We start from the raw sequence: 25699 nt of genomic DNA, 5'->3' as shown, positions 1-25699 counted from the left end.
GCACAATAAAAGCAAAAGCTTTGTCAAAATTTAAAACTTTGACAAAGCTGCTTTTTTTATTTTTAATGTTAAAAACAAAAAACATGTTTCCATTTTCAAAAAACAGTTTTCTCCTCGCGGCTTTATTTACAATCCATTTCGGATTTTCTCAAAACATACCTCATCTCCAGAAAACGGGAAATAAAACACAGTTAATTGTAAACCAGAAACCATTCTTAATACGAGGCGGTGAATTAGGAAATTCTTCTGCGACAAGTATGGAAAGTATGGAGCCAATTTGGTCAAAACTGACTGATATGAACCTCAACACAGTTTTAACGCCTATTTATTGGGAATTGATAGAACCGCAAGAAGGTAAATTTGATTTTCAATTGGTTGATGATTTAATTCTTCGCGCGCGAAAAGAAAACCTAAGACTCGTTTTTCTTTGGTTTGGATCCTGGAAAAACAGCATGTCAAGTCACGCACCAGAATGGGTAAAACTCAATCAGAAAAAATATCCAAGAGTTAAAGATGATAAAAATAAAAGCCAAGAAATTTTAACGCCTTTCAGCGAAAACAATCTACAAGCCGATTTGAATGCGTTCAAAAAACTGATGGCACATATTAAAGATTTCGACCAGAAAGACCAAACCGTAATTATGGTTCAGGTTGAAAATGAAATTGGAATGTTGCCAACCGCAAGAGATTATCATCCTTTAGCGAATGCTAAATTTCAAAAACCAGTTCCAGATGAGCTGATGAAATATTTAGAAAAAAACAAACAAAAACTAGTTCCCGAATTTTTAGAAATCTGGAAGAAAAACGGATTCAAAACCAAAGGAAACTGGGAAGAAATATTTGGAAAAGGATTGCATACAGACGAAATTTTCATGGCTTGGTATTTTTCAAAATTCACCAACATCATTGCAAAAGCAGGAAAAGATGCTTATTCCATTCCGATGTTTGTCAACGCAGCTTTAAATGCACCAGAAAAAAAGCCCGGACAATATCCAAGTGCAGGACCATTGCCGCATATTATGGATGTGTGGAAAGCAGCGGGAAATTCGATCGATTTTTTAGCGCCAGATTTCTACAACCCGTCCTTCAAACATTGGAATGATTTGTTCACACGACAAGGCGATCCGTTGTTTATTCCAGAACATAAATTTGACGAAACAGCGCCGTTCAAAGGATTATACGCGATTGGACATTACGAAGCCATTGGTTTTTCTCCGTTTTCGATAGAATCTGTTGCTGACGCTAAAAAAGAACCTTTGGGAAAAATCTACGATTTAGTAAAACAGTTAACTCCCACAATTGAAAAATATAAAGGACAGGGAAAAATCGATGGTGTTTTGTTAGACAAAGAAAATAATACCCAAATTATTAAAATGGGCGATTACGAATTCACTTTTAAACACGATTATACCTTAAATTGGTCGGATGGAGCAAAAGCAGAAACTTGGCCAATGTCAAGTGCTATTATTATAGAAATCGCCAAAGATGAATTTTATATTTCAGGATCAGGAATTGTCGTTACTTTTAAACCTTTAAAAGAAAATGTAAACGCAGGAATTTTAAAAACAGATCAAGGAATATTTGAAAATGAAGTTTGGAAAACGATAAGACATTTCAACGGAGATCAAACCCATCAAGGCAGACATTTAAGAATCTCAGTCGGCGATTACGAAATCCAAAAAATAAGATTATATACGTATGAATAATACAGATTCAACGTTCAGTTTGTCATCCTGACGAAGGAAGGATCTTCGCAAGTAACTCCACTATCTAAGTCGACAATCTTTGGCGAGCTACTTGTGAAGATTCCTCGTTCCTCGGAATGACAAAAAAATCGGATAAGATTTTTCAAAAACAAAAAATAATGAAGAAAATACTATTACTAATTCTGTTAGCATTAAGCTTTGTAATAAATGCCCAAATAAAACTTCCGCGACTTATAAGCGACGGAATGATTTTACAGCGCGATACCAAAGTCAATATTTGGGGTTGGGCAACACCAAATGAAAAAATCGAACTTAATTTCAATCATAAAATATACAAAACAACAACAGCTCAAGATGGCAAATGGTCTATTCAGATTCCATCTCAAAAAGCAGGCGGACCGTACGAAATGACCTTGAAAGCATCTAACACCATCGTCTTAAAAAATATTCTTTTTGGTGACGTATGGATATGTTCAGGACAATCGAACATGGAACTTCCAATGGATCGCTTGAAAGACAAATACAAAGAAGAAATCGCTAAAGCTACAAATCCGAATATTAGACAATTTTTGGTACCAGACGAATATTATTTTGCGAAAGAAAGAAACGATTTTTCATCTGGTTCTTGGGTAGAGGCAAATCCTATAAATGTTTTGCAATTTACAGGTGTTGGATATTTCTTCGCTAAAGAAATATACGAAAAGTATAAAATTCCAATTGGTTTAATCAATGTAGCTTTGGGCGGTTCTCCAGCAGAATCGTGGATCAGCGAAGAAAGCATTAAAAAATTCCCAGAATATGAACAGGAATATTTGAAATTTAAAGACGGAAAACTCGAAAAACAGATCGACGAAAACGATCGTAAAGTAAGCTCAGAATGGTATAAATTAGTAAATATTACTGATATTGGATTAAAAGATAAATGGAAAAATGAGATCAATAATTCCGATTGGAAATCGATGAATATTCCCGGTTATTGGGCCGATGGCGAATTAGGAAAAACAAACGGAGCGGTTTGGTTTAAAAAAGATTTTGTTCTGGAAAAAGTAAAAGAAAATCAGGCAAAATTGATTTTGGGAAGAATTGTCGATGCCGATTCGGTTTTTGTAAACGGACATTTCGTTGGAACAACTTCGTACCAATATCCGCCAAGAATTTACTCTTTCAATGCCAATGTTTTGAAGGAAGGAAAAAACGAAATTACCATTCGAATCATCAACAATTCTGGAAAAGGAGGTTTCGTAACCGATAAACCTTACGAGCTGCTTATTGGAGATAAAACGATAGACTTAAAAGGAACTTGGAAATACAAATTAGGTTCAAAAATGGAACCGTTACCAGGACAGACTTTCGTGCGCTGGAAACCTGTCGGACTTTACAATGCCATGATTGCGCCGCTAAAAGATTATCCAATAAAAGGTGTTTTATGGTATCAAGGCGAAGCCAATACTAGAAAACCGTTGGAATATGGTGCTTTAATGGAAGCCTTAATTTCGAATTGGCGTTTGCAATGGAAACAGGAAAAACTACCATTTTTATTGGTACAGCTTCCAAACTTTATGGATCCTAAGACAGAACCTGCTGAAAGCAATTGGGCTGCTTTGAGACAACAGCAATTAAACACGCTGAAAGTTCAAAATACAGGATTGGCGATAACAATAGATTTAGGAGAATGGAACGATATTCATCCTTTAAACAAATATGACGTTGGAAAAAGATTAGCGCTTCAAGCCAGAAAATTGGTTTACGGCGAGAAAAATTTAACAGCTTCTGGTCCGCTTTTTCAATCGATGAAAGAAAACAGAAATAAACTAATTTTAAGTTTTTCTGATATTGGAACGGGACTACAAATCAAAAACGGAAACGAATTGAAAGAATTCGCCATTGCAGGAGCTGACGGTAAGTTTGTATGGGCAAAAGCAATTATCGAAGGCGACAAAATTGTAGTTTGGAATGATGCCGTTGCAAATCCTGTAAAAGTGCGTTACGCTTGGGCAGATAATCCTGTTGAAGCTAATTTATATAATAAAGACAACTTGCCAGCTTCACCTTTTGAGGCTAGTTTGAAATAAGTTTTTTTTTAGCCACGAATTTCACGAATTACACCAATTCTTTGCAATTCAAAAATCAATTTCTCTAATTTTCAATTCGTAAAATTCGAATAAATTAAAACACAAAGTGAATAAATTAGTGCAATTCGTGAAATTCGTGGCTAAAAAAAAAATCATTTCAAATTCTCTGTCAAAACCTTTAAAAACGCAGTAACCGCTTTTTTCTCATAAACTTCCTTCAAAGAAATCAGCATTGCAGTTCGGGTCATGTTTTTGCCACTTATTGGAATTGCGTACAAATCATTTTCGTTTTCGATAGTCGTTTTCGTTAAGATTGTATGCCATTTTCCTGTTTTAATTAACTCGAGTAAAGTTGGAATATCGTTTATTTCGATTGTCACTTTTGGATGTAAATTACTTTTTTCAAAAGCCTTGCTGATAAATTGAGTCGTGCTGAAACCGCCCGCAGGCATGGCAAGAGGTAATGTGCTGATTTCTTCTAGAGAAATTGTTTTTTTATTTTTTAAAGAAGTTTCAGAAGAAGTAACCAAAGCCATTGGCGAAGTAAACAATTCCAGATATTTAAAATGTGCTTCAGAAGCAATTTCTTCAAAAGTCAGAATAACATCAAGCTGAAAATGATTGAGTTTTTGAATAAGTTCCTGCGAAGTTCCGAAGATAATTTCGAACTGAATTTTTGGATATTCAGAACTAAATAAAATCAAAGCTTTTGTAACTACATGACGTAATGCATAGGTTACGCCAATTGCCACTTTTCCTGTTTCCAGATTATTTAAATCTTTTAATACTTCCAATCCGTCAGAAGCTTTGTTGACCGATTGCTGTGCATAAACGGCAAATAAATCTCCAGCTTCAGTAAGCGTAATTCTTTTTCCGATTCTATTAAAAAGCGGAACCTGAAGTTCGTCTTCCAACTGTTTTATTTGCTGTGACAATGTACTTTGACTGATGAAAAGTGCAGAAGCAGCTTCTGTAAAATTCAGTAATTCTTTTGCTTTTAGAAAATATTTAAGCTGACGAAGTTCCATTTCTAAATCGGTTTTATCGATTGATTTTATCGAAAAATAAGGTTTTACAAATATAGAAAATCTTAAGAACTTTGTTTCGTTGTAAAATTACAAGCAGAACAAAATGGAAATTATAGCTTTACAAGAAGGAAATTATATCGTGAATTCTCAAAAAGAATTTCAGCTTTTAGAAGAGAATACGACGGAAACGGGTTTAAAAATGGCAATTCAGCCCTTTCTTGTTATTACAGATCATGATGTTATTTTAATAGATTTCGGTTTAGGATTTGTAAATAACGGCGTTCCGTTTATTTATGAAATGCTAAGAAAAAATAATATCGAACCTCAACAGATTACTAAAATTCTGGTTTCGCATCTGCATAAGGATCATATTGAAGGAATCGGTTATTTCGAAAATAATCAATTCATCCAAAATTTTCCAAATGCTAGAATTTATATTCAAGAACGAGAAATAGATTTCGCTTTAGAACAATTGCAAAATCCGTCTTACGTTCCAGAAATATTAAATGAGCTGAAAAATTTGCCAAACGTTGAATTGTTAAATGAGGACAGTGGCAATATAACGGACGAAATTTATTTTGAAGTTACGGCAGGACATACCAAGTTTCAACAAGTATTCTGGATTAAAGCTGATGGCGAAATTGTTTTTTACGGAGCAGATGATTTGCCACAAAAAAGATATTTAAAAATTCCTGTGGCCTACAAAACTGATTTTGACGGAAAACGCGCCATGGAATCTCGAAAAAAATGGGAACAGCAAGCCAAAGAAGAAAACTGGAAAGTGCTTTTGTACCACGATATGAAGACGCCTGTTTTGGATTTTACAGAAGAAGGAAGCGAGATGAGAGACGCTGTATAGAAACAAGAAGCAAGAGACAAGATTTTATTTTGAGCCAAAATAGAGAAGGAAGAAATAAGATATTCATTTATGCTTTGAAACAATAAAAGGAAAATTCAGATTAAATTATTTAGTCTGAATTTTTTTTTAGCAGAAAACAAAAGAAACAAAACACTTCTAACTTTCTCTTCCAAAGAAGAGCGAAGGATAGAAAAAGCTTTTGTAATCTGAGCTTCAACCGTTTTTATAGAAACATCCAAATGTTCTGCAATTTCGATATTAGTCAAACCTTCTTTTTTACTTAAAATAAAAACCTCTTTGCATTTTGGCGGTAAGTTTTGAATCTCTTTGTTTACCGCATTCAAAACCCTTTGAAAAGATTCAGAATCTTCTTCCTGCACAATTCCGTTTAGGGCATCGTAATATGATTTTTCTAGAGAAAAGAGAGATTGGTTTTTTCGATATAAATCGATAAACTCATTATAAGCCAGTTTGTAAAGAAAACTTTTTAGCGAATGATCTGTTTTTAATCTCGTGCGCTGTTCCCAGACTTTAATAAAAACATTCTGTACGATATCTTCGGCGCTGTAAACATTCTTAACCAGACTGTTGGCATATACGCAAAGTTTATGATGATACGTGTCGATTAGGTACGTGTAAGCGCTTTCATCTCCATTTCTGAGAGACTCAATTAGAATAGTATTATCGCTGTAATCATCAATCTTCATAAAAACAAATATATAAATTAATAGTTTTTTAGGTCAAAAAGTGAACTGAATTTGCTTAAAACGACCTCATTTTTATCTTTCTATTTGAAAATTAGTACAAATAGAAAAGGAAAAAAATGCAAATATAAATCATTTACTTTATAATTTCTACCAAATTAGTCGAGTTTTGTTGAAAGAAAACACTTGTGAAAAATAAAAAATTCATCAAAATGAAAAAAACTTTATCAAATTGTTAGGGTTTTGTTTTTTGGCTTCGTAATAATATTAAAAACGACTAAAATGACAGTAAAAAAGTCAGAGCGACTAATTGTTAAATTTATAACAAATCAGGCTTCTCAAGAAGAAATTGAGCAGCTTACGGAGTGGTTAAAAGAAGAAGAGAATCAGCTTGTATTTAAGGATTTTGTAAAAACCAATTATGCAATTGATACTGCTTTGAACACTTTTGATTCTACTGAAGTTAGAAAACAGCTTTTAGCAAGAATTTCGAAAGAAAATAATGTTTTTTATAAAAGAAGATTTTCATCATACTATAAATATGCTGCGATTTTGGTTGTGGCTTTGGGCGGATTTTATTTCTATAAAAATTCTGGTTCCGAGCAAGTTAAACAAAACGTTATTATTCCGAGAGTTGATGAGATTGTTTTACAATTAGGAAACGGATCGTCGGAAACTATTGATATTTCTGGTGCAAAAAATGTAACGGATAAAGATGGAAATGTTATTGGAAAACAGGACAAAAACAAATTGGTTTACAACAAAGCTTTTACAGAAGGAGAATTGGTTTACAGCACATTGAAAATTCCGTATGGAAAAAAATTTGATGTGCAATTATCAGACGGAACTTTGGTGCATTTAAATTCTGGAACTTCATTTAAATATCCTGTGCAGTTTGTTAAAAATAAAAACAGACAAGTGTATTTGACAGGTGAAGCTTACTTTGAAGTAAGTAAAGACAAAAATCATCCTTTTACGGTAAATGCGCAGGAAGTCAATGTTGAGGTTTTAGGAACCAAATTTAATGTAGACTCGTATAGTAACAATAGCAGTACTGATGTTGTGCTGGTTGAAGGAAAAGTTTCGCTTTATAAAGATCAGAAAACAAACCAAAATCAGGTTTATTTAACGCCAGGTTTTAAAGGTTCGAGCGAGAAAGGACAATCTGATATAAAAATTGAACAGGTTAATACAGATTATTATACCGATTGGGTAAAGGGAAGTCTGGTTTTTAAAAATGCTTCTTTTGATGCTATTATTAAAAAATTGGAACGCCATTACAATGTGACTTTCATTAACCGAAATAAAGCACTCGGAAAAGAAATTTTTAACGCCCGTTTTGACAATGAACCAATTGAAGTGGTTTTGAAATATTTCAGTGACAGTTACGCCATTGATTATACTATTGACCGAGATAAAATAACGATTAAATAGAATTAAGAATTAAGAATTTCAATAATCCACAAAGAATTAAATCTAAAATCTACAATCAGAAATCTAAAATAAAAAAAGCCTATGTAACAAAAATCCAAAATGAAAGGATCGTTATAAAAAAACCGGAAAATGCGCCAACATTTCCCGGTAGAGTATATGCGGTCAGTTAATTAACCAACCAACATTAAAAAAAACATTTAAAAGTATGAAAAAACTCTTGAACAGAATCAGGTTTGATAAGCCTTTTTTGAAATTTGATTTGAAAATGAAATTGACCACATTATTTCTGCTAACTGCCTTAACAGTAATGCACGCCGGAACCACTTATTCTCAAAAAAACAAGATTTCTTTTAATGCCAGCAACATGACCGTTGCCAAAGTAATTGAAAGATTGGAATATACTACAGATTATAGATTTGTCTATAATGTAAGATCTGTAGATTTAAACAGAGTAATCGACGTAAATGCATACGAAACCTCAATCGAAGTTATTTTAAATAGAATTTTTAATAATACCAGCACCGATTTTAAAGTATCTGGAAACCATATTATTTTGACTCCCAAAAAACTCTCTGCCGATAAACCAGTGGAAGAGAAAAAACCTGTTGCCGATTTTATCGTAAAAGGTAGAGTTACCGACGAAAAAGGGATGCCTTTGGTTGGTGCAGCAATTTCTGATAATGGTTCAGGAAGAGGTGTTCAGACCGATTTTAATGGAGATTATCAGATTATTACGGTAGGCAGTGAAACGACTTTGGCTTTTGCTTATTTAGGATTTGTAAGACAAGAAATTAAAGTTGAGGGCAGAAGTGTTATCAATGTTGTTTTGAAAGAAGATGTTTTGGAGCTTGAAGGGCTAGTTTTAAAAACGGGTTATCAGGATATCTCTGCAGAAAAAGCAACAGGGTCTTTTTCTAGTTTAAAAGCTAAAGATTTTCAAGAGCAGCGTTTAAATAGTTTAGACAAAATTTTAGAAGGACGTATTGTTGGATATCAAGACGGAAAAATTCGTGGAACGACCTCTATGAATGCTAATGCTACAGCTCCGTTATATGTTATTGACGGTTTTCCTGTTGAAAATACTAGATTAACACCTTATTCAAATATCGAAGAAAATCTTCCGAACCTAAACTTAGAAGACATCGAAACGATCACGGTTTTAAAAGATGCAGCAGCTTCTTCTATTTATGGTGCTCGTGCGGCAAATGGAGTTATAGTAATTACAACGAAAAAAGCAAAAGAAGGAAAAACAAACATTTCGTTTTCAAGCAATTTGACTGTTACGCCTTACCGAAATTATACTGGCAATCTTACTAGTTCTGCTGATATTATTGGTTTAGAAAGAGGATGGGCAGAAGGAAATCCTAATTTAAAAACAGCTAATGCCAATACATACGCACAATCTTTATTGAGTAATGCAGCATTTACCAGTTTGGGAATGCAGACTATTTTAAACGGTTACGCAGGAAATATTTCTCAAACGGAAATGAATAATCGTTTAAACCAATTGGGTTCTCAAGGATATAAATATTACGATGATGTGGCAAAATACGCAAAACGCGATCAGTATTTTATGCAGCACAACCTTAGTTTAGGTAAAGCAAGTCAAAACAATACTTTTAATGCTTCGATCACTTACAAAGACAATCAGTTGGAAGATATGTATTCTGAAAATCAATCGGTTGGTATTAATTTGAAAAATTCGACTCAGATTAATGACTGGCTGTCTTTAGATTTGGGAACTTATTTAAACTACGGAATCGGAGATACACAGTATTATAAACCAATTAATCCAGCAGCTGTTTCAGATAATCCTGGATTTAAATGGCAACCATACAATCAATTGGTAAATAACGACGGAACTAATTTTGTTTCTACTGCTGCTTCTCGCTACAATAATTTTACGCTTAATTCTATGCAGACTTATGGTCTTTACAACATGGATATTACGCCGATGGACGAGTTAGGAAGAAACTTAACTGAAAGCAAAAATTTCTTAAACAGAACATTTGCCAAGTTTAATGTAAAATTCAGCCACGCTTTTACTTACAACGCTATGTTCCAATACGAGTTTGCTTCAGATCGTGCAAGTCAATTGTTTGCAAAAGAATCCTATTATGTTAGAAGTAAAGTCAATGGTTTGGTAACACTTGCTAATAACAAAGCAGTTTACAATTTGCCTTATGGAGATATCATTAAAGAAACCAACCAATTCTCTAATGCTTATAATTTCCGTCAGCAGTTAAATTTCAATCAGACTTTTGCAGAAAAGCATGATTTTTCTGCTATTGCAGGTATGGAAATCCGTCATTCTAAACAAGAATATAACGATAACACACGCTATGGTTACGATTCGCAAGCCTTATCTTTTACAGCAATAAATCAAGCCGATTTATTAAAAGTATACGGAGCTGTTTTTGGTGGATATATGTCACAAAATGATTTTGGATTACAAAAAGAATTACAGAACCGTTATGTTTCTGTTTATTCTACAGGAGGTTATACGTATGACAAAAGATATTCTCTTACAGGAAGTATCCGTTGGGATCGTTCAAACCTTTGGGGAACAGATAGCAAATACCAAAACAAACCAATCTGGTCTGTAGGTGCGGGTTGGAATATTAACAATGAATCATTTTTTGATGTTGATTGGGTTGATGCTCTTAAAATACGTGGTTCTTACGGTATTGCAGGAAACATTGCTAAAGATTCTGCTCCTTATTTAACTGCTTTTTATTATGCCAATGCCAATGTTGGAGGAACTTATGGAAGTGTTGGTAAAAGACCAAATCCGGAGTTGTCTTGGGAAAAAACAACAACAACAAATATTGGTTTAGACTTTTCATTCTTTAAAAGCAGACTAAGCGGAACTCTAGATTTGTACAACAAAAAAGGTCAAGATTTGTTAGCAACCAGTCAAGGAATTCCAACAGAAGGATTTGGATATTCTTCTTACACGCTTAATAATGGAGAAATGACCAACAAAGGTATCGAAGCTACTTTAAGAGGAACAATTGTAAAAACGCCTTCTTTCTCTTGGGATGCCGCTGTTTTGTATGCCTATAATAAAAATACAGTAGATTTTGTAAATGTAAAAGCTCCTGTGTACTATTTACAATTAGATTACCCAACGGCTTATCCTAGAATCGGAACCAGTTTTAACGCCATTTATGGTTACCAATGGGCAGGCTTGAGCGATACAGGAGTACCTCAGGTTTATGATGCTTCAGGAACTGCAGTAAAATATAATCCAGGCCAGTTAGACGCAATTAAAGATTACGGTTCAACAGTTCCTACGCACAGTGGTTCTTTTCATACTTCTGTCGATTATAAAAACTTCTCTCTTTCGGCACTTTTCATTTATGAGTTAGGACATAAAGTGAGAAACACATTTCTACCCATGTTGAGTAACACTTACAATGGTGCACTTGGAGGTTATGTAACGGATATAACGGTGGTAAACAATAATATCGCAAATCGTTGGATGCAGCCAGGAGACGAAGCTTTTACTAATGTTCCAAGAGCGGTTTACGAATATGAAGCCGATTTTAATTCAGAATCTCGTACTATTTATTCTTATGCAGATATCAATATTTTGGATGCTTCAAATGTAAGATTGAGTAACATTTCGTTAGCGTATCAAATGCCAAAAGACATTATTAAAAGAGTAAAACTAGACGGAGTACGATTCAATTTGAATGCAGAAAACGTATACACTTTTGCCAAAAGCAGAGATGCCAAATACATGTTAGGCGGTTTTATATCTCCAAGTTTTGTTCTGGGAGTAAATGTTAATTTCTAATTTATAAAGACTAGACGATGAAAAATATATATAAAAAAGTAGCGTGCGTATTGGCTTTAGGATTGACTTTAGCATCTTGCGAAGACTATTTGAACGATGTGCCAAAAGGAGCAAAATCGCCAGAAACATTAGCAGATTATGAAGCTTTTTTGCGTGACGAATACAACACAAGATTAGATATTCTAGGAGCTAATCACGTATTAAATGATCAATTTGTAACTGCCGCTTCACTAACAAGCAATAGATTGTATAATGCCAATTATATGTGGGACGAAAATGCAGATCGTATTGCAATAAAGGTATCAGACGAATCGTACTATTATACAGCTTATAGCGGAATTTCAGCTTTTAATTTAATTATTGAAAATGCGCTTTCGACAACCCAAGCGACTGAGCAAGAACAGAGAGTGGTTTGGGCACAAGCAAAAATAATGCGTGCCATGAACTTCTTTTATGTAACTAATTTTTATGCAGATACTTATGTAGCTTCTACGGCTTCTACAAAATTGTCAGTTCCGTTAATTACAAGTGCCAATATTAATGCACCGAGCAAACAGGTAACTATTCAGGAAATGTATGATTTCATTCTAAATGATATTAAAGAAGCGTTGCCTTATTTGCCTAAAGTTTCTCAAACCGCTTTGCACCCAAATTTAGGAGCCGGTTATGCTTTTTATTCAAGAGTTTATCTGCAAATGAGTAACTACACAGAAGCTTTAAGATATGCAGATTTGGCATTAGCAGAAAATAATAAATTGTTTGACTGGGTCGCTTTTTACGAAGCAAATAAAACAACTATAGATGTGCCAAATTCATACACAACTGCTGTATCGCCAATGGGTTATAATAATGTCGAAAATTATATGTTTAGACACGGATCAAATCGCTCATTAGGAAGAGAACCAAGTATTCCAGTAGAAAGAGCGGCGCGTTTTGAAACGGGTGATTTACGTTTAAAATCTCGTTGGAAAATAAGAACCGTGGGCGCTGACACTTATTACTATTCAATATTGTCAGGAATGTACAATTTCGGCGGACTTACAACTGTTGAGGTTTATTTAATTAAAGCCGAATGTTTGGCACGTGATAATAAAATCAGCGAAGCATTAGCAATTTTAAATGCAATTCGTAAAACACGTATTCTTCCAGCATCGTATCAGGATATTGCAACTACAGATAAAACAACTGCTTTGAATGCTATTTTCAAAACAAAAAATAATGAATCTGTACAGACTCTTATTCCTTATGCAGACGCAAGACGTTTAAATGCAGAAGGTGTTTATAAAGTTAGTTTTAGCAAAGTGGTAAACGGAACTACTTATACATTAAAATCGGATTCTCATTTATGGACATCGCCTTTCCCGCAAGGAGCAACGCAAAATCCAGGAAACGGAACAATTACACAAAACGTAGACAAATAATAATCTAAAAGCTTCCCGATTAGATTTCCCCGAAAGGGAAGCTTTTTCTAAAAATATCAATCAAAAATGAAAGCAATTCAAAACAAAATACTAGGATTATGCATCTGCTTGTTTATGGTTTCAATAAACATTCAGGCACAAAAGAAAAAAACGGCACCAGCTCAAGCTTCTTCTTATACAATTGAAGGAAACATCACAGGTTTAACCGACGGAACAGCCGTAAAATTGATTCCGGGCGCAACACATTCATCTGAACTGCCAGTTGCTGAAACAGCATTAAAAGACGGGAAATTTACTTTTGGAGGAAAATTAAAAGAACCTCGTTTTTTCTATGTTGTCTTTGGTAAAAACAAAGGAAATATTTCTGTAATGGTCGAAAATTCAAAAATAAAAATTACAGCGGCTGGAACAGTTTCAGATAACGAAGGAGAATGGATTTCGTTTAAAAATGTAGTAGTTACAGGATCAAAATCTAATGATTATTATTTGAAAGAAACAGCTTTTAAAGAAGAATTGAATAATGATTATGCTGAATACCATAAAGGCACAGAAGAATTAGGCAAATTGTATTCAAAAGCTAGAGTTGCGGGAAATAAAAAAACAATGGATTCCATTGCAAATACTCCAGAATGGAAAGCTTTTGAAGCAAAAGAAAAAGCCTTTTTTGCGAAAGTAGAAAAAACAACATTAGACCTTATAGCAAGACATAAAACTAACTGGTGGGGGCCATTTTTTATGATGACGCAATACAGCTATTTTACTCCAGAACAAAAACCGATTTACGAACAATTTTCTCCAGCAGCAAAGCAAAGTTATTATGGTCAGGTTGTAGATAAAGATTTGAATCCGAAATCATTAATCGGAACAAGCATTGCCAATTTTGGATTAAAAGATAAAGACGGAAAAACATTAAACGCAAAAGACATTGTTGCAGGAAAAAAATACATTTTGGTAGATTTTTGGGCTTCTTGGTGCGCTCCATGCCGAAAAGAAATTCCGAATTTGAAAACAGCTTATACAGAATATTCCAATAAAGGATTTGAGATTTTAAGTATTTCGATTGATAAAGACGAAAAAGCTTGGCAGAAAGCGCTAGGTCAAGAAAACATGCAATGGCCGAATTTATATGACGATGATAAAGTAAGCAAAGCATTCAATGTAAAAACCATTCCAGCAACTTATTTAGTGGATAGTAAAGGTGTAATTATCGGAGACAATTTAAGAGGTGCAGAATTGGAAGCGAAATTGAAAGAACTTATGAAATCTTAAGAATTTTAGTGGTCAATTTATAGTGGTCAGTGATCAGTTTTTTAGTGTTCAGTTTACCAAATGAACTGATCTATAATATTGAAACATATAAAGAAAATTATTTCTTGCACATAGAAAGCTATGTTTATTCTAATAAGTAAAACGCCTTTAATTGGCTTACAAAATCTATGTCTCTATGTGTTTAAATAAAAAACATCGCAATCGAACAAACAAAAAAATATAACATGAAAAGTACCATTTTAAAATCAAGCCTATTCGCATTAGCAATAGCGACGGCGCTTACTTCTTGCGCTAAGAAAGAAGGATATACAATCAGCGGGAAAATTGCTGGATTGGACAAAGGAATCGTCTACTTGGAATATGCAGACGAAAAAGGAGACAAAAAAATTATCGATTCTGCTGAGGTAAAAGAAGGTGCATTTACTTTTACTGGAAAAACGGTAGAACCTTTATTTCATACAATAAAAATTAAAGGGCAAGAATACGGAGCGTATTTTCTTCTAGATAATGAAGACATTACGGTTGAAGCAAAAAAAGATTCTGTTTTTAAAGCTAAAGTAACGGGAGCGACTCAAAATGGATTCTATAAATCGTACTACGATAACGAATTCAAAAAAATACAAGCCATTGCAGGTCCGATTTACAAATTATCAGACTCGCTTACACAAGGCGGAAAAGTAAAACTGACTGCAGAACAGCAAACCATGATGGATAAAAAATGGAAAGATTTGGGCGCTTTCGCGGATGATCTGACAGATAAATTCATCAGAAAAAATAAAGATAATTTAGGGGGAGCATTAGTAATCGAAGACCGAATTGTGTCTTACGGAACTCCTGAAAAAGTTAAGGAATATTACACGATTTTATCTCCAGAAATTCAGAAATCATTCTACGGAAAAAAATTAAAAGCTTCAATCGATCTTAACGAAAAAACGGCGATTGGTGTTGCTGCACCTGAATTTTCTCAAACGGATATTAACGGAAAAGTCGTGAAATTATCTGATTACAAAGGAAAATATGTGTTGGTAGATTTCTGGGCTTCTTGGTGTGGTCCATGCAGAAAAGAAAATCCAAACGTAGTTTTGGCTTATAAAACGTACCATGATAAAGGTTTTGATGTTTTGGGAGTTTCATTAGACGATAAAAAGAAACTTTGGGAAAAAGCAATCGAAAAAGACGGCTTAACTTGGACACACGTTTCTGATTTGAAAGGATGGCAGAATGAAGCTGCTGTTTTATACGGCGTAAAAATGGTTCCGACTAACTACTTAATTGGACCTGATGGAAAAATCGTAGCTAAAAACCTTAGAGAAGCTGAATTGCAATCTAAATTGAAAGAAATCTTCAGCAAATCGTAAATATTTAAGTATTCAGTGATCAGTTTTTTAGTATTCAGTCCGATACCGAATTGTAACTGAACACTAAAAAACTGAACACTGAACACTAGATACAGAACACTCCAATAAACTCTAAAAAAATGAAAAAATACATCTTTCTGGGCTATTGCTCATTAGCTTTCTGCGCCCTTATGTCAGCGCAAAGCAAATCGGTTAACTTTAAGAAAATTAAAGAATTAGGCGGAATAGAAGAATACTTATACCAGCCAAACGGAATGAATGTTTTGCTTTTGCAAGACAATGCATCGCCAGTTGCAACTGTACAAATTGTATATCGCGTAGGTTCTAAACATGAAGTTTTAGGAAACACTGGATCAACGCACCTTTTAGAACATTTAATGTTTAAAGGAACGCCAACTTTCAACAAGAAAAACGGAAATACCATTACTGATGTTCTGCAAAATACGGGAGCGCAGTTAAATGCGACAACTTGGTACGATCGTACGAATTATTTTGAAACATTGCCAAGCGATAAAATCGAATTGGCGCTTCAAATTGAAGCTGACAGAATGCGTAATTCTTTATTATTAAAAGAAGATAAAGAAGCAGAAATGACGGTAGTTCGCAACGAATTTGAGCGCGGAGAAAACAATCCGAATAGTTTATTAGATAAAGAAATTTGGGCAGCTGCGTATATTGCACATCCTTATCACCATTCGACAATTGGATGGAAATCGGATATAGAAAAAGCGCCGATTGAAGTATTGAAAAATTTCTATAATACGTATTACTGGCCAGATAATGCCACATTAACCATTATTGGAGATTTCAAAAAAGAAAATGTTTTTGAATTGATCGAAAAGTATTTCGGGAAAATTACAAAAGCACCAAATGTAATGCCTCAGCCTTATACAGAAGAGCCTGAACAATATGGCGCGCGTAAAATTGTAGTGAAAAAGCCTGGAGAATTGGGCGTTGTAAGCAAAGCCTATAAAATTCCGGGAGCATTACATGAAGATCTTCCTGCGTTGAATATTCTAGCTCAGATTATTGGCGTTGGACCGTCAGCAATTTTAAGCAAAACTTTCGTAGACACGCGTTTAGGAATATATTCTTATGCTGAAGCAACAAACTTTAAAGAAGTTGGACTTTTTACGATTGGAGTTGGTTTTCCAACCACTTCAAAACACGAAGATATTGATGCTAAAATAAGCGAAGTTGTGGCTAAAATTCAAAAAGAAGGTGTAACTCAAGATGAAGTAAATCGAGTTGTAGCAAAAATAAGCGCGCAGACTATTTTAGCGCGTGACGGTTCTGGAGTTATTGCATCGGCACTAAACGAAGCCATCGCTTCTGGCGACTGGACAGATTACATTACTGGAGTTGACCGATTGAAAAAAGTAACTCCGGCTGATGTTTTGCGTGTTGCTAATAAATATTTGGTTGAAGACCAGAGCACAACTGGATATTTTATTCCGAAACAAGCTGGTGCTCAAAATAATGATTCGGCAAAAGCGAGTAATTATATGCCAGAAAATGGCCCGTTTTATTACAGACATTCAGAAGAAGGACATATTCACGAAGAAAAAACTTCAGCGCCAACTACAATTAAAAATACATCAGAAGAAATAATCGGCGATGAAACTTTAATAGAAAAATCAGCTTCTGCTTTCAAAAGAGAAAAAGTATCTGGAATTGATGTCGTTTCAGTTAAAACTTCAGCAAAAGATTTTGTTACCGTTGCCGCGAGCATTTCGTTAGGAAATTATGCGAGCGAAACCAAAAATGATGTTATTCCAGCCTTAACCGCTTCGATGTTATCAAAAGGAACAACCTTAAATGACAAGTTTAAATTCTCAGAAAAATTGCAAAAATTAGGCGTTTCCTTAAATGTGAATGCTTCAACTTTCAAGATAAATATCGGATTCAAATGTTTGAAAAAAGATCTGGATCAGGTAATTGTTTTATTGGCTGAAGAATTGAGAAATCCGTTGTTTGATGCTAAAGAATTCGAAAACTTAAAACAGCAATTTATCGGAAATACACAGCAGGATTTGAATGATCCAGGCGAAAGAGGAAGCATTGCTTTATCGCAGGCCATTTATCCGAAAGGAAATCCAAATTACAGTTTAAGTGTTGAAGACAATATTTCAAACATCAAAAACGCAACTTTGGATGAAGTAAAAGCTTTCCACAAAAAATATTTCGGAACAGCTTCTATGCGTCTGGTAATTGTAGGGGATACAGAAGGCGCAAACTTAAACGCTTCTTTAAAAAAATCATTCAAAAACTGGAATGGAGGAGTTACGGAAAAACTGAAATTTGAAGAAGCGACAAAAGCTGCTGCAAAAACAGAAGTTGTAACCATTCCAGAAAAACCAAGTGCAGAATTATTCATCGGTCAGTTTACAGGTTTAAAAAGAGCCGATGCTGATTATATTCCGTTTTACATAGGAAATTATACTTTAGGTGCAGGTTTCGCTGGACGTTTAATGCAGACAGTTCGTGATAATGATGGTTTAACGTACAACATTACTTCAGGTTTGGGCGGAAACATCGAAACAGGAGGCTACTGGTTTGTAAATGCTTCTTTCAATCCAAATTTATTTCAAAAAGGTCTTGATGCTACAATGGTTCAGGTAGATAAATGGGTAAAAGAAGGCATCACAGCATCTGAATTGGAAAACAAGAAAACCAACTTAATTGGAAGTTTTAAAGTTGGAATGTCAACCACAAACGGAATGGCAAGAACGATTTTAAGTTTTATCGAAAGAGGTTTAGAACCAAGTTATATTGATCAGTATCCGAAAGATATCGAAAAAGCAACTTTACAGCAGGTAAACGACGCGATTAAGAAGTACATTCAATTGGATAAAATGATTATCGTTAAATCGGGATCGCTTGATAAATAGTTTTCAGTGGTCAGTTTTTTTTAGTGTTCAGATTAGACTTGGCAGTTCAACTTTGTCAAAGTTTCAAACTTTGACAAAGTTTTACTAAATCTAAAATCTAAAATCAACAATCTAAAATTTTTAATAGTCGTCTTTCATTATTTCATTTTAGAAACTGAATTAGTAAGCCATTTTCTATGAAAGACCAAAAGAGCTGTTTTGCCGACAGCTCTTTTTTTCAACAAATCAAACCAAAAAACAAATGAGAAATACCATAATTGCATTCCTGTTATTGTTCTCGGTTTCCATGTTCGGACAAATGTATAATCCGGTAAAATGGTCGACCGCTGTAGAAAAAATTTCAGATAAAGAATATGTTTTAAAAGCCCAGGCCGTCATACAATCTGGCTGGCATTTGTACGGACAATACATTGAAGAAGGCGGACCGTCGCCAACAGCTTTTACTTTTAAAAATCAGTCCAAAAAATTCGAATTAATCGGAAAAACGACTGAAGACAAAGGGCACGAAACGGTCGATAAAATCTTCGATATGAAAATTAAATATTTTGAAGATAAAGCTGTTTTTACCCAAAAAATCAAATTCGCTTCTGCCGATATTTCGAATATTACTGCCGACGTCGATTTTATGGTTTGCGATGACAGTAATTGTTTGCCGCCATCAACAGAAGAATTAACTTTTAAAATTCCGAGCGAAAAGAAATTGGCTTCCGCCGAAGAAACTCCGATCGTAAAAGAAGATTCTGTGATTACAGAAGAAAAAACTGTTGCTGAAAAACAAGAAAAAATTTCAAAAGAAATTACAGATTCGCCAAAGAAAACAGAATCGAGAGGATTGCTGACTATTTTTATTTTAGCGTTTTTATCTGGTTTTGCGGCTTTGCTGACACCTTGCGTTTTCCCTATGATTCCGATGACGGTGAGTTTTTTCACCAAACAAAGTAAAAGCAAAGCGGCTGGAATTAGAAACGCAATGATTTACGGATTTTCAATCGTGATTATTTACGTTTTATTGGGTTCAATCGTAACCGCAATTTTTGGTGCCGATTCGCTAAACGCACTTTCAACCAACGTTTGGTTCAATCTTATTTTCTTTATTTTATTGGTCGTTTTTGCCTGTTCGTTTTTGGGCGCTTTCGAAATTGTTTTGCCAAGTTCATTAGCCAACAAAGTCGATTCGCAAGCTGATAGAGGAGGACTAATTGGGATTTTCTTTATGGCATTGGCTTTAGCAATTGTATCATTTTCTTGCACAGGACCAATTGTAGGAACACTTTTGGTTGAAGCAGCTTCAAAAGGCGGAATTGCGCCAATTGTTGGAATGTTAGGATTCTCGATTGCGATTGCGTTGCCATTTTCATTATTTGCAGCTTTTCCAGGCTGGTTAAATGCGTTGCCAAAATCAGGCGGATGGCTGAATACGGTAAAAGTGGTTTTAGGATTTCTGGAATTGGCTCTAGCTTTCAAATTTTTATCCAATGCCGATTTAGTTCTGCAATTGCATTGGTTAGAAAGAGAAGTTTTCCTTGCCATTTGGATTGCCGTTTTCGGAATGTTGGCTTTTTATTTATTTGGAAAAATTACGCTGTCGCATGATTCTCCTTTAAATCATATTTCAGTTGGAAGATTAGGTTTCGGATTAATCGTTTTGAGTTTTACGATTTATCTGATTCCTGGACTTTGGGGCGCGCCGTTAAAATTAATCAGCGGATTTCCTCCTCCAATGCAATACAGTGAATCTCCAAACGGACTTGGAGTTTCAGGCAATTCCGAATTGAAAATAACAGGTTCATTGCCAGAAGGAGCAGAGCACGGTCCGCAAAATATTATTACTTTCCATGATTACAACAAAGGAATGGAATACGCTAAAAAAGTTGGTAAACCAGTTTTATTAGATTTCACCGGATATGCCTGCGTAAACTGCCGAAAAATGGAGGAACTGGTTTGGTCAGATCCAAAAGTTTTAGGCGTTTTGAATAATGACCTGGTTTTGATTTCGCTCTATGTAGACGATAAAAAAGAGCTTCCAGAAAGCGAACAATATGTTTCTGAAACCACCGGAAAAAAAATCAAAACCATCGGAAATAAATGGAGCGATTTACAGATTAAAACTTATAAAGCCAATGCTCAACCATTTTATGTAATTGTAGATCATAATAGTGCAAGCTTAACTGAGCCGTCTGCTTATAATCCGAATATTGAGGAGTATTATAAGTGGTTGCAGAGTGGGGTTGAGAAGTTTGGGAAATGATTGTTTATTATGATATAAAAAGAAACCTCCAGAGTCTAAATTTGACTTTGGAGGTTGTTTTTATCTACTACATTAAAATTTTACGATTCTTTTTTATCAAATTTTAATAGTTCTTCTATTGATTGATAATAATTAGGATAAATGTTTTTTACATGTTCATTAAAACTAGTTGCAATTTCTTCTTTGTATTTATCAATTAACAAATGAAAATACCCTGTTTCAGATGCTAGTTTGTATTGTGGATCTATAATTGTACCGATAGACATTTTTAATTTATCAGCAATGAGAGCCCAAAAATACTGTTCCCAGACAACACATAATTTGTGAAGCGGAACAAGAGATTTGAACTTTTGCTCATTATTATCAATGAAGTTAAATACGGAATTGCAGAATAATTTATTGAATTCAAGATTGTTACATCCGTAAATTCCAAGATTTACGGCGTGTTTTTTATCAGAGAATCCAATCGGCAAATTTGTTCCATGATTTTCTAATAGGTCAATATATGGAACATATGTTTTATTATAATTATCCATACTGAAAGGTTCAAAGTTTTGAACATATAAATCATGGTTGAGTAATTTTTGTGAAAAAGGTTCAAACAAAATTACATCCAAATCAACATGCAAAAATGGCTCTTTCTGAATACTGTACGCTTTAATTTTTCCCAAAGCCCATAAACCTTTGTCATATTTTTCTAATTCATCAAGATCAGTTTTGATGGATTCGAAGGGCAATCCTAATTTTTCAATCCATATTTTACTTGCACTATCAGTAACCATTTCTACTCTTCCGTAATGTTTGTAGCTATTAAGAACTGATATTACCATTGATGACAACATTAGCCTTGAGCTAAACCAATTGCTAGGCTTTTTCAAGCCATCACCAGTATCCCAGTAACTGTATACAACTTTCATTGAATTATTTTATATGAATTATGATAGTGTATTGGGGGCCAGATGATGTGACTGTCGCTCTTAAACTACTGCCAGTATTGGAAAAATATCCATTTGTACTGTTATATCCTGCGTTCATATAAAAATAATTTGATGACGTTAAACCTACAGTAGGGGTATATAAATCTAGAACAAATGTTCCATTAGAGAATATAAGGTTAGTATATGAAGTGCTAAAATTGAAGCTTGCTCCACTAGCAAGAGTAGGAAGAGTAATATTGGCAACTGTAGTTCCGTTTGCTTTAACTGTCATATAAGTCGCGCTAATGGTGCGTCCTGTCTCATTCCAGATTACACCAGTATTTACTGTTCCACCTCCACTAGAACCACCTCCAGAAGAAATTGCTTTATGATTATATCCTCTCCATTCGCTCATAGAGGAAGGCGAGAGGCCATTTGGTCTAATAGTGCTATTCTGGTTAATAGCGATGCCATAGCCATTTTTCTCGGCATCATTTAATGATATTTGCAATGATGGTGAGTTTCGTTGTAATTCTGTATTGATCTGACTCATCGATATTGGTCCTGTTGATAAAATTGCCATTTTTAATTAATGTTTAAATGTTTAAGAATTAGTTTCAATTTTTCACTCTGCTCTTGAATTTGCGTCTGTTGTTTTTTAACTGCTTCAAATAATACAGCAACCGCATTTTGATATTTAACAGCTTTTGTTCCGTCTTCTCTGGTAAGAACCAATTCAGGAAAGTTTTCTTCAAGTTCTTGAGCAATAAATCCGATATTGTCTTTTTGGTCGTTATCAGTTCGATCATAAACAACTCCTCGTGAAGCTTGAATTCTTTCAATTACATTTTCGATAGGCCTGATGTTCTCTTTAACTCTGGCATCAGAAAATGCAGTGACATCACCGGAAACTGTTAAAGAAGCTCCAGTAATTGCTCCTGAGAATGCTGAATAAGAAGCGTAATTGCCAGAATGTAAGATGTCGTACCAGCCTCCCCAAGTAGTATCAATTCCTTTGCGAAGTCTCAATCCAGGTAATCCAGAGCCATTTATACCGCTTTCATTTCTAAATGCTAATTGATAAGAAGAATCACCTGTAGATGCTGAAAGACCATCCCATGGAGCAAAGGTCATCACACCTCCGTAATTTCCTGATCCTCCAATTGCAGCAGCATTCGCAAAATCAAAATTAACGGTTCGTGCAAATGTATTTGGTAATCGGTCAGCTAAAGTTCTTGGTCCATCGGTAAAAGTTATTCTTCTTGCTGAAGTAGATGTTTCAGCATTCCCTCCGATGCTTAGTGAACCAGCTGTCCCAGTTAGACCAGTTCCGTTTCCACTAAAGTTATTTGCGATTACAGTTCCAGTACTTGATTGAATTTTTACAGCATCACATGAAAATGCATAAGTCGAGGCATTACCAGTCATTGGATTTGTTCCTTGATTAACTCCCCAAAGGATTGGATATGCGGCAACATCAGTTCTATTTGCTAACAAATCGACATATCTTGAAGAACCGCCAGCACTTCCTGTAATATTAATACCCCAGTTTCCATTGGCACCAGTTCCTGTTAAAGTTGGTGAATATGAATTATAATTGCCCTCATGCAATACTCGTCTCCATGGCGTAAAAGTTGTTCCATTCGAGCTCCATCCTCTAAACCATAATGAATCATTATTATGGCCTCCTGCTATTTGCAATCCTGTATCAATACCTTTAGCAACAATTAGGTTATTGTAAGATGAACCAGGACCATTTGTTCCTGTTGAATTAACATTATAAAAACCTGATGCCGTAACAGCGCTATTGTAATTAAGATCTGATCTTGTTCCATCTTGATGAGGAACTTTATCGGTATTGTTTGTTGGAATTGTAATATTTGCAGAGCCATCAAAAGAAATACCATTAATTGTTCTCGTTGTTTGTAATCTAGTTGCTGTTGAAGCGTTCCCTGTTAAAGCTCCTGAAAAAGCTGGTGCCGTAACTGTACCTGTAAAGATAGGAGAGGCTAGAGGAGCTTTTAAAGCATCATTTCCATTTAATTTATTAATAGCTGTTAAAATAGAATCGGTTGCGGCAATAGTCCCCGCTGTTGAAGTATAGCCAGTCAGTACCGAAGCAATTGATCTTGCATTTGAAAAATATAAGTTGCCAGATTCAGGAACATTGGCCGTAGTTAAAACCTGCCAAGTTTTATCTCCTCTCCAATATTGAGAAGTTGTACCCGCAGCAATACTATTTTCTTTTGTTGAATCAGCAATCGTAATGTTTGCAGAACCATCAAAAGAAACTCCATTGATTGTTCTAGGACTTGTTAATTTCGTAGCAGACAAAACATTTTTAGCAGTATCGGCAGTATTATCCACACTTCCAAGACCGACATCAGATTTAGCCAATGTTACAACGCCAGTTTTCCCCGCAACGCTATCTACCGCACCACTTGTAATGTAAACATATACTGATCCTCCCCAACGATAGGTTTTGTTGGTGTCTTTTGCAATATAAATTTTACCAGTTTCGCCAGTTGTTGGAAAACTAGCCAAATTTGTAAATTCCAAAACATCATCTACATAACTTGGCAGTTGTGATGTTAGAATAATACCGCTGGCATCAAGTGTAGCCACTCCATTAGCGGCACCTTTTTCGCTAGAAGCAATTCTTGGAGTTGAATCTGTAGCACTGATTGTGATATTTGCAGAGCCGTCAAAAGCAACTCCATTGATAGTTCTGGAGGTTGTCAGTTTGGTTGCAGATAAAACATTTTTAGTGGCATCAGAAGTATTATCTGCGTTAGGCAAACCAACAGCAGTTTTGTCTAGCGTCTGCCAGCTTTTATCACCTCTAAAATATTGACTTGTAGTGCCTGAGGCAATGTTTGCTTGTTTTGAGTTTAGCTGTGTCTGAATACTAGATGTGGCATCATTAAAAGTATTTTGATTGGCCGTTTGAAATTTTCTCGATGCAGTTTCACTAATTTGATCGGCTGTATAATCTCCTGTTTGAGAGGCAACAGCTCCGTTACGGCCAAAAACAGTCGTAACAGCATTTGGCGGAGTCAGCAATTCTTGCCAATCGCTTATTAATGTTGGATTTGTTCCTTTTAAGACATAAGATTTATTTACATCACTTCTAATTGCCATATCTCCTGTTTCTGCAATTAATGCTAACATGGCAGTTTGGGAAGCGGCTACGAAAGTATTTTTAATTGCAATTGAAGGCAATTGAGCAGCGATAAGTTTTCCGTCTGCTCCTAGTCCTGCATAACCATTAACTGCATTTTTGTTTGCATTATTTTCAGGAGTAAATCCGAGAGCAGATTGTTTTGCATTCCAAGTGGCTTTTTCAGCATCAGAAACAAAACGATTATTAGCATCTTGTGCGATTATGCTCGGAGCATGAGTTGTTGGATGTGTGTAGTTTACAAGTGTCCCCAGACGCGTAATTTCTGAATCAGAAAGAAGGCTTTTTCCTGCTGCCTTATCAACTTTATTGTTTTGCAGCACTTTCCCCATTTCTGCAGATAATGCTTTTGTAGCTCCACCAGTTGTAAGGTCATTTACCAAAATATTATTTAGCGACGCTTGGATTGCTTCGATAGCATCTACTAATTCCTGAACGGTATTTAAGTTTGCATTATCAGAAGCAAGTAAAGCATTAATATTGTCAATAAGACCTTTTAAGATTTTACCTTGTCTGGCATCCAGAGATTTGCCTTCTAGGGTATAATCCAATGCATTGTAACTGATATTTTTAATATTGCTAAACTCTAATTCGCCATTGGAGTTTGTAATTAAAATTTGATCAGAACTGTTCGTTTCTAGGTCGGATACTTTTATCCTATTATGATTTGTATTCATATGAATTGATTAAATTATTTAGTTTTTACTGGTTTTAGAAAAAATAGAAATAAGTAGAAGCTTTTGTATTGAAAGCAAAATAGACAGTTCTAGATAGGTTTCTCTATGAATTATAGACAGTAAAGCATAAGG

At 34.9% G+C, this 25699-nt stretch carries 15 protein-coding genes; 10 read left to right on the top strand and 5 right to left on the bottom strand.

Going from position 1 to position 25699, the window contains the following annotated elements; all coding sequences use genetic code 11:
- Window positions 1-83: 83 nt before the first annotated feature.
- Both AC3E9W_RS11115 and AC3E9W_RS11110 read left to right on the top strand, forming a co-directional pair.
- Window positions 84-1706: a GH35 family beta-galactosidase gene (locus AC3E9W_RS11115; protein ID WP_488768395.1), complete on the top strand. Its 1623-nt coding sequence runs from the start codon at window positions 84-86 to the stop codon at window positions 1704-1706.
- 158 nt (window positions 1707-1864) lie between these two features.
- Window positions 1865-3778 (top strand): sialate O-acetylesterase, encoded by a 1914-nt coding sequence (locus AC3E9W_RS11110; RefSeq protein WP_488768394.1) that lies wholly within the window; start codon window positions 1865-1867, stop codon window positions 3776-3778.
- A 152-nt stretch (window positions 3779-3930) separates the two neighbouring features.
- Here AC3E9W_RS11110 and AC3E9W_RS11105 read toward each other — a convergent pair whose 3' ends face one another.
- The gene (locus AC3E9W_RS11105; RefSeq protein ID WP_488768393.1) at window positions 3931-4806 is read right to left on the bottom strand and encodes a LysR substrate-binding domain-containing protein; all 876 of its coding nucleotides are present in this window, start codon (window positions 4804-4806) and stop codon (window positions 3931-3933) included.
- 103 nt (window positions 4807-4909) lie between these two features.
- Here AC3E9W_RS11105 and AC3E9W_RS11100 point away from each other — a divergent pair, with 103 nt between their 5' ends.
- Window positions 4910-5665, top strand: coding sequence for an MBL fold metallo-hydrolase (locus AC3E9W_RS11100; protein WP_488768392.1), 756 nt, complete (start codon window positions 4910-4912; stop codon window positions 5663-5665).
- Window positions 5666-5760: 95 nt separating this feature from the next.
- Here the strand turns inward: AC3E9W_RS11100 and AC3E9W_RS11095 are convergent, their stop codons facing one another.
- Window positions 5761-6372 carry an RNA polymerase sigma factor gene (locus tag AC3E9W_RS11095; protein WP_456893751.1) on the bottom strand — a complete coding sequence of 204 codons (612 nt, stop codon included), beginning with the start codon at window positions 6370-6372 and terminating at the stop codon, window positions 5761-5763.
- Between the two features lie 279 nt (window positions 6373-6651).
- Between AC3E9W_RS11095 and AC3E9W_RS11090 the strand changes: the two genes are divergently transcribed.
- From AC3E9W_RS11090 to AC3E9W_RS11060, 7 genes are all read left to right on the top strand, one after another.
- A complete protein-coding gene (locus tag AC3E9W_RS11090) occupies window positions 6652-7803 on the top strand; it encodes a FecR family protein (RefSeq protein WP_488768391.1) in 1152 nt (383 codons plus the stop codon).
- A gap of 205 nt (window positions 7804-8008) precedes the next feature.
- Window positions 8009-11605 (top strand): SusC/RagA family TonB-linked outer membrane protein, encoded by a 3597-nt coding sequence (locus AC3E9W_RS11085; RefSeq protein ID WP_488768390.1) that lies wholly within the window; start codon window positions 8009-8011, stop codon window positions 11603-11605.
- A 17-nt stretch (window positions 11606-11622) separates the two neighbouring features.
- Window positions 11623-13026, top strand: coding sequence for a RagB/SusD family nutrient uptake outer membrane protein (locus AC3E9W_RS11080; RefSeq protein WP_488768389.1), 1404 nt, complete (start codon window positions 11623-11625; stop codon window positions 13024-13026).
- Between the two features lie 66 nt (window positions 13027-13092).
- On the top strand, window positions 13093-14295 hold the full coding sequence (locus AC3E9W_RS11075; RefSeq protein ID WP_488768388.1) for a redoxin domain-containing protein: 1203 nt from the start codon (window positions 13093-13095) through the stop codon (window positions 14293-14295).
- Between the two features lie 224 nt (window positions 14296-14519).
- Entirely contained in the window at window positions 14520-15653 is a 1134-nt protein-coding gene (locus AC3E9W_RS11070; protein ID WP_488768387.1) for a redoxin domain-containing protein, read from the top strand.
- A gap of 119 nt (window positions 15654-15772) precedes the next feature.
- The gene (locus AC3E9W_RS11065; RefSeq protein ID WP_488768386.1) at window positions 15773-18544 is read left to right on the top strand and encodes a M16 family metallopeptidase; all 2772 of its coding nucleotides are present in this window, start codon (window positions 15773-15775) and stop codon (window positions 18542-18544) included.
- Between the two features lie 241 nt (window positions 18545-18785).
- Window positions 18786-20792, top strand: a complete 2007-nt coding sequence (locus tag AC3E9W_RS11060) for a protein-disulfide reductase DsbD family protein (RefSeq protein WP_488768385.1) — start codon at window positions 18786-18788, stop codon at window positions 20790-20792.
- A gap of 80 nt (window positions 20793-20872) precedes the next feature.
- Here AC3E9W_RS11060 and AC3E9W_RS11055 read toward each other — a convergent pair whose 3' ends face one another.
- From AC3E9W_RS11055 to AC3E9W_RS11045, 3 genes are read right to left on the bottom strand one after another with little or no spacing between them, the layout of a single operon-like run.
- Window positions 20873-21709, bottom strand: coding sequence for a DUF6734 family protein (locus AC3E9W_RS11055; RefSeq protein WP_488768384.1), 837 nt, complete (start codon window positions 21707-21709; stop codon window positions 20873-20875).
- 4 nt (window positions 21710-21713) lie between these two features.
- Window positions 21714-22292, bottom strand: a complete 579-nt coding sequence (locus AC3E9W_RS11050; protein ID WP_488768383.1) for a hypothetical protein — start codon at window positions 22290-22292, stop codon at window positions 21714-21716.
- 2 nt (window positions 22293-22294) lie between these two features.
- Window positions 22295-25567 carry a tail fiber domain-containing protein gene (locus tag AC3E9W_RS11045; protein WP_488768382.1) on the bottom strand — a complete coding sequence of 1091 codons (3273 nt, stop codon included), beginning with the start codon at window positions 25565-25567 and terminating at the stop codon, window positions 22295-22297.
- Between the last annotated feature and the right edge of the window lie 132 nt (window positions 25568-25699).

This window comes from Flavobacterium sp. 38 (assembly GCF_057799715.1).
Note: the sequence above shows the minus strand (reverse complement) of the source record. Positions and strands in the feature narration are given on the sequence as shown.

What these genes read in the sequence shown, in the direction of transcription:
- AC3E9W_RS11115 (WP_488768395.1), top strand. Translation starts at nt 84, where the DNA reads ATGTTTCCATTTTCAAAAAACAGTTTTCTCCTCGCGGCTTTATTTACA.
- AC3E9W_RS11110 (WP_488768394.1), top strand. Translation starts at nt 1,865, where the DNA reads ATGAAGAAAATACTATTACTAATTCTGTTAGCATTAAGCTTTGTAATA.
- AC3E9W_RS11105 (WP_488768393.1), bottom strand. Translation starts at nt 4,806, where the DNA reads ATGGAACTTCGTCAGCTTAAATATTTTCTAAAAGCAAAAGAATTACTG.
- AC3E9W_RS11100 (WP_488768392.1), top strand. Translation starts at nt 4,910, where the DNA reads ATGGAAATTATAGCTTTACAAGAAGGAAATTATATCGTGAATTCTCAA.
- AC3E9W_RS11095 (WP_456893751.1), bottom strand. Translation starts at nt 6,372, where the DNA reads ATGAAGATTGATGATTACAGCGATAATACTATTCTAATTGAGTCTCTC.
- AC3E9W_RS11090 (WP_488768391.1), top strand. Translation starts at nt 6,652, where the DNA reads ATGACAGTAAAAAAGTCAGAGCGACTAATTGTTAAATTTATAACAAAT.
- AC3E9W_RS11085 (WP_488768390.1), top strand. Translation starts at nt 8,009, where the DNA reads ATGAAAAAACTCTTGAACAGAATCAGGTTTGATAAGCCTTTTTTGAAA.
- AC3E9W_RS11080 (WP_488768389.1), top strand. Translation starts at nt 11,623, where the DNA reads ATGAAAAATATATATAAAAAAGTAGCGTGCGTATTGGCTTTAGGATTG.
- AC3E9W_RS11075 (WP_488768388.1), top strand. Translation starts at nt 13,093, where the DNA reads ATGAAAGCAATTCAAAACAAAATACTAGGATTATGCATCTGCTTGTTT.
- AC3E9W_RS11070 (WP_488768387.1), top strand. Translation starts at nt 14,520, where the DNA reads ATGAAAAGTACCATTTTAAAATCAAGCCTATTCGCATTAGCAATAGCG.
- AC3E9W_RS11065 (WP_488768386.1), top strand. Translation starts at nt 15,773, where the DNA reads ATGAAAAAATACATCTTTCTGGGCTATTGCTCATTAGCTTTCTGCGCC.
- AC3E9W_RS11060 (WP_488768385.1), top strand. Translation starts at nt 18,786, where the DNA reads ATGAGAAATACCATAATTGCATTCCTGTTATTGTTCTCGGTTTCCATG.
- AC3E9W_RS11055 (WP_488768384.1), bottom strand. Translation starts at nt 21,709, where the DNA reads ATGAAAGTTGTATACAGTTACTGGGATACTGGTGATGGCTTGAAAAAG.
- AC3E9W_RS11050 (WP_488768383.1), bottom strand. Translation starts at nt 22,292, where the DNA reads ATGGCAATTTTATCAACAGGACCAATATCGATGAGTCAGATCAATACA.
- AC3E9W_RS11045 (WP_488768382.1), bottom strand. Translation starts at nt 25,567, where the DNA reads ATGAATACAAATCATAATAGGATAAAAGTATCCGACCTAGAAACGAAC.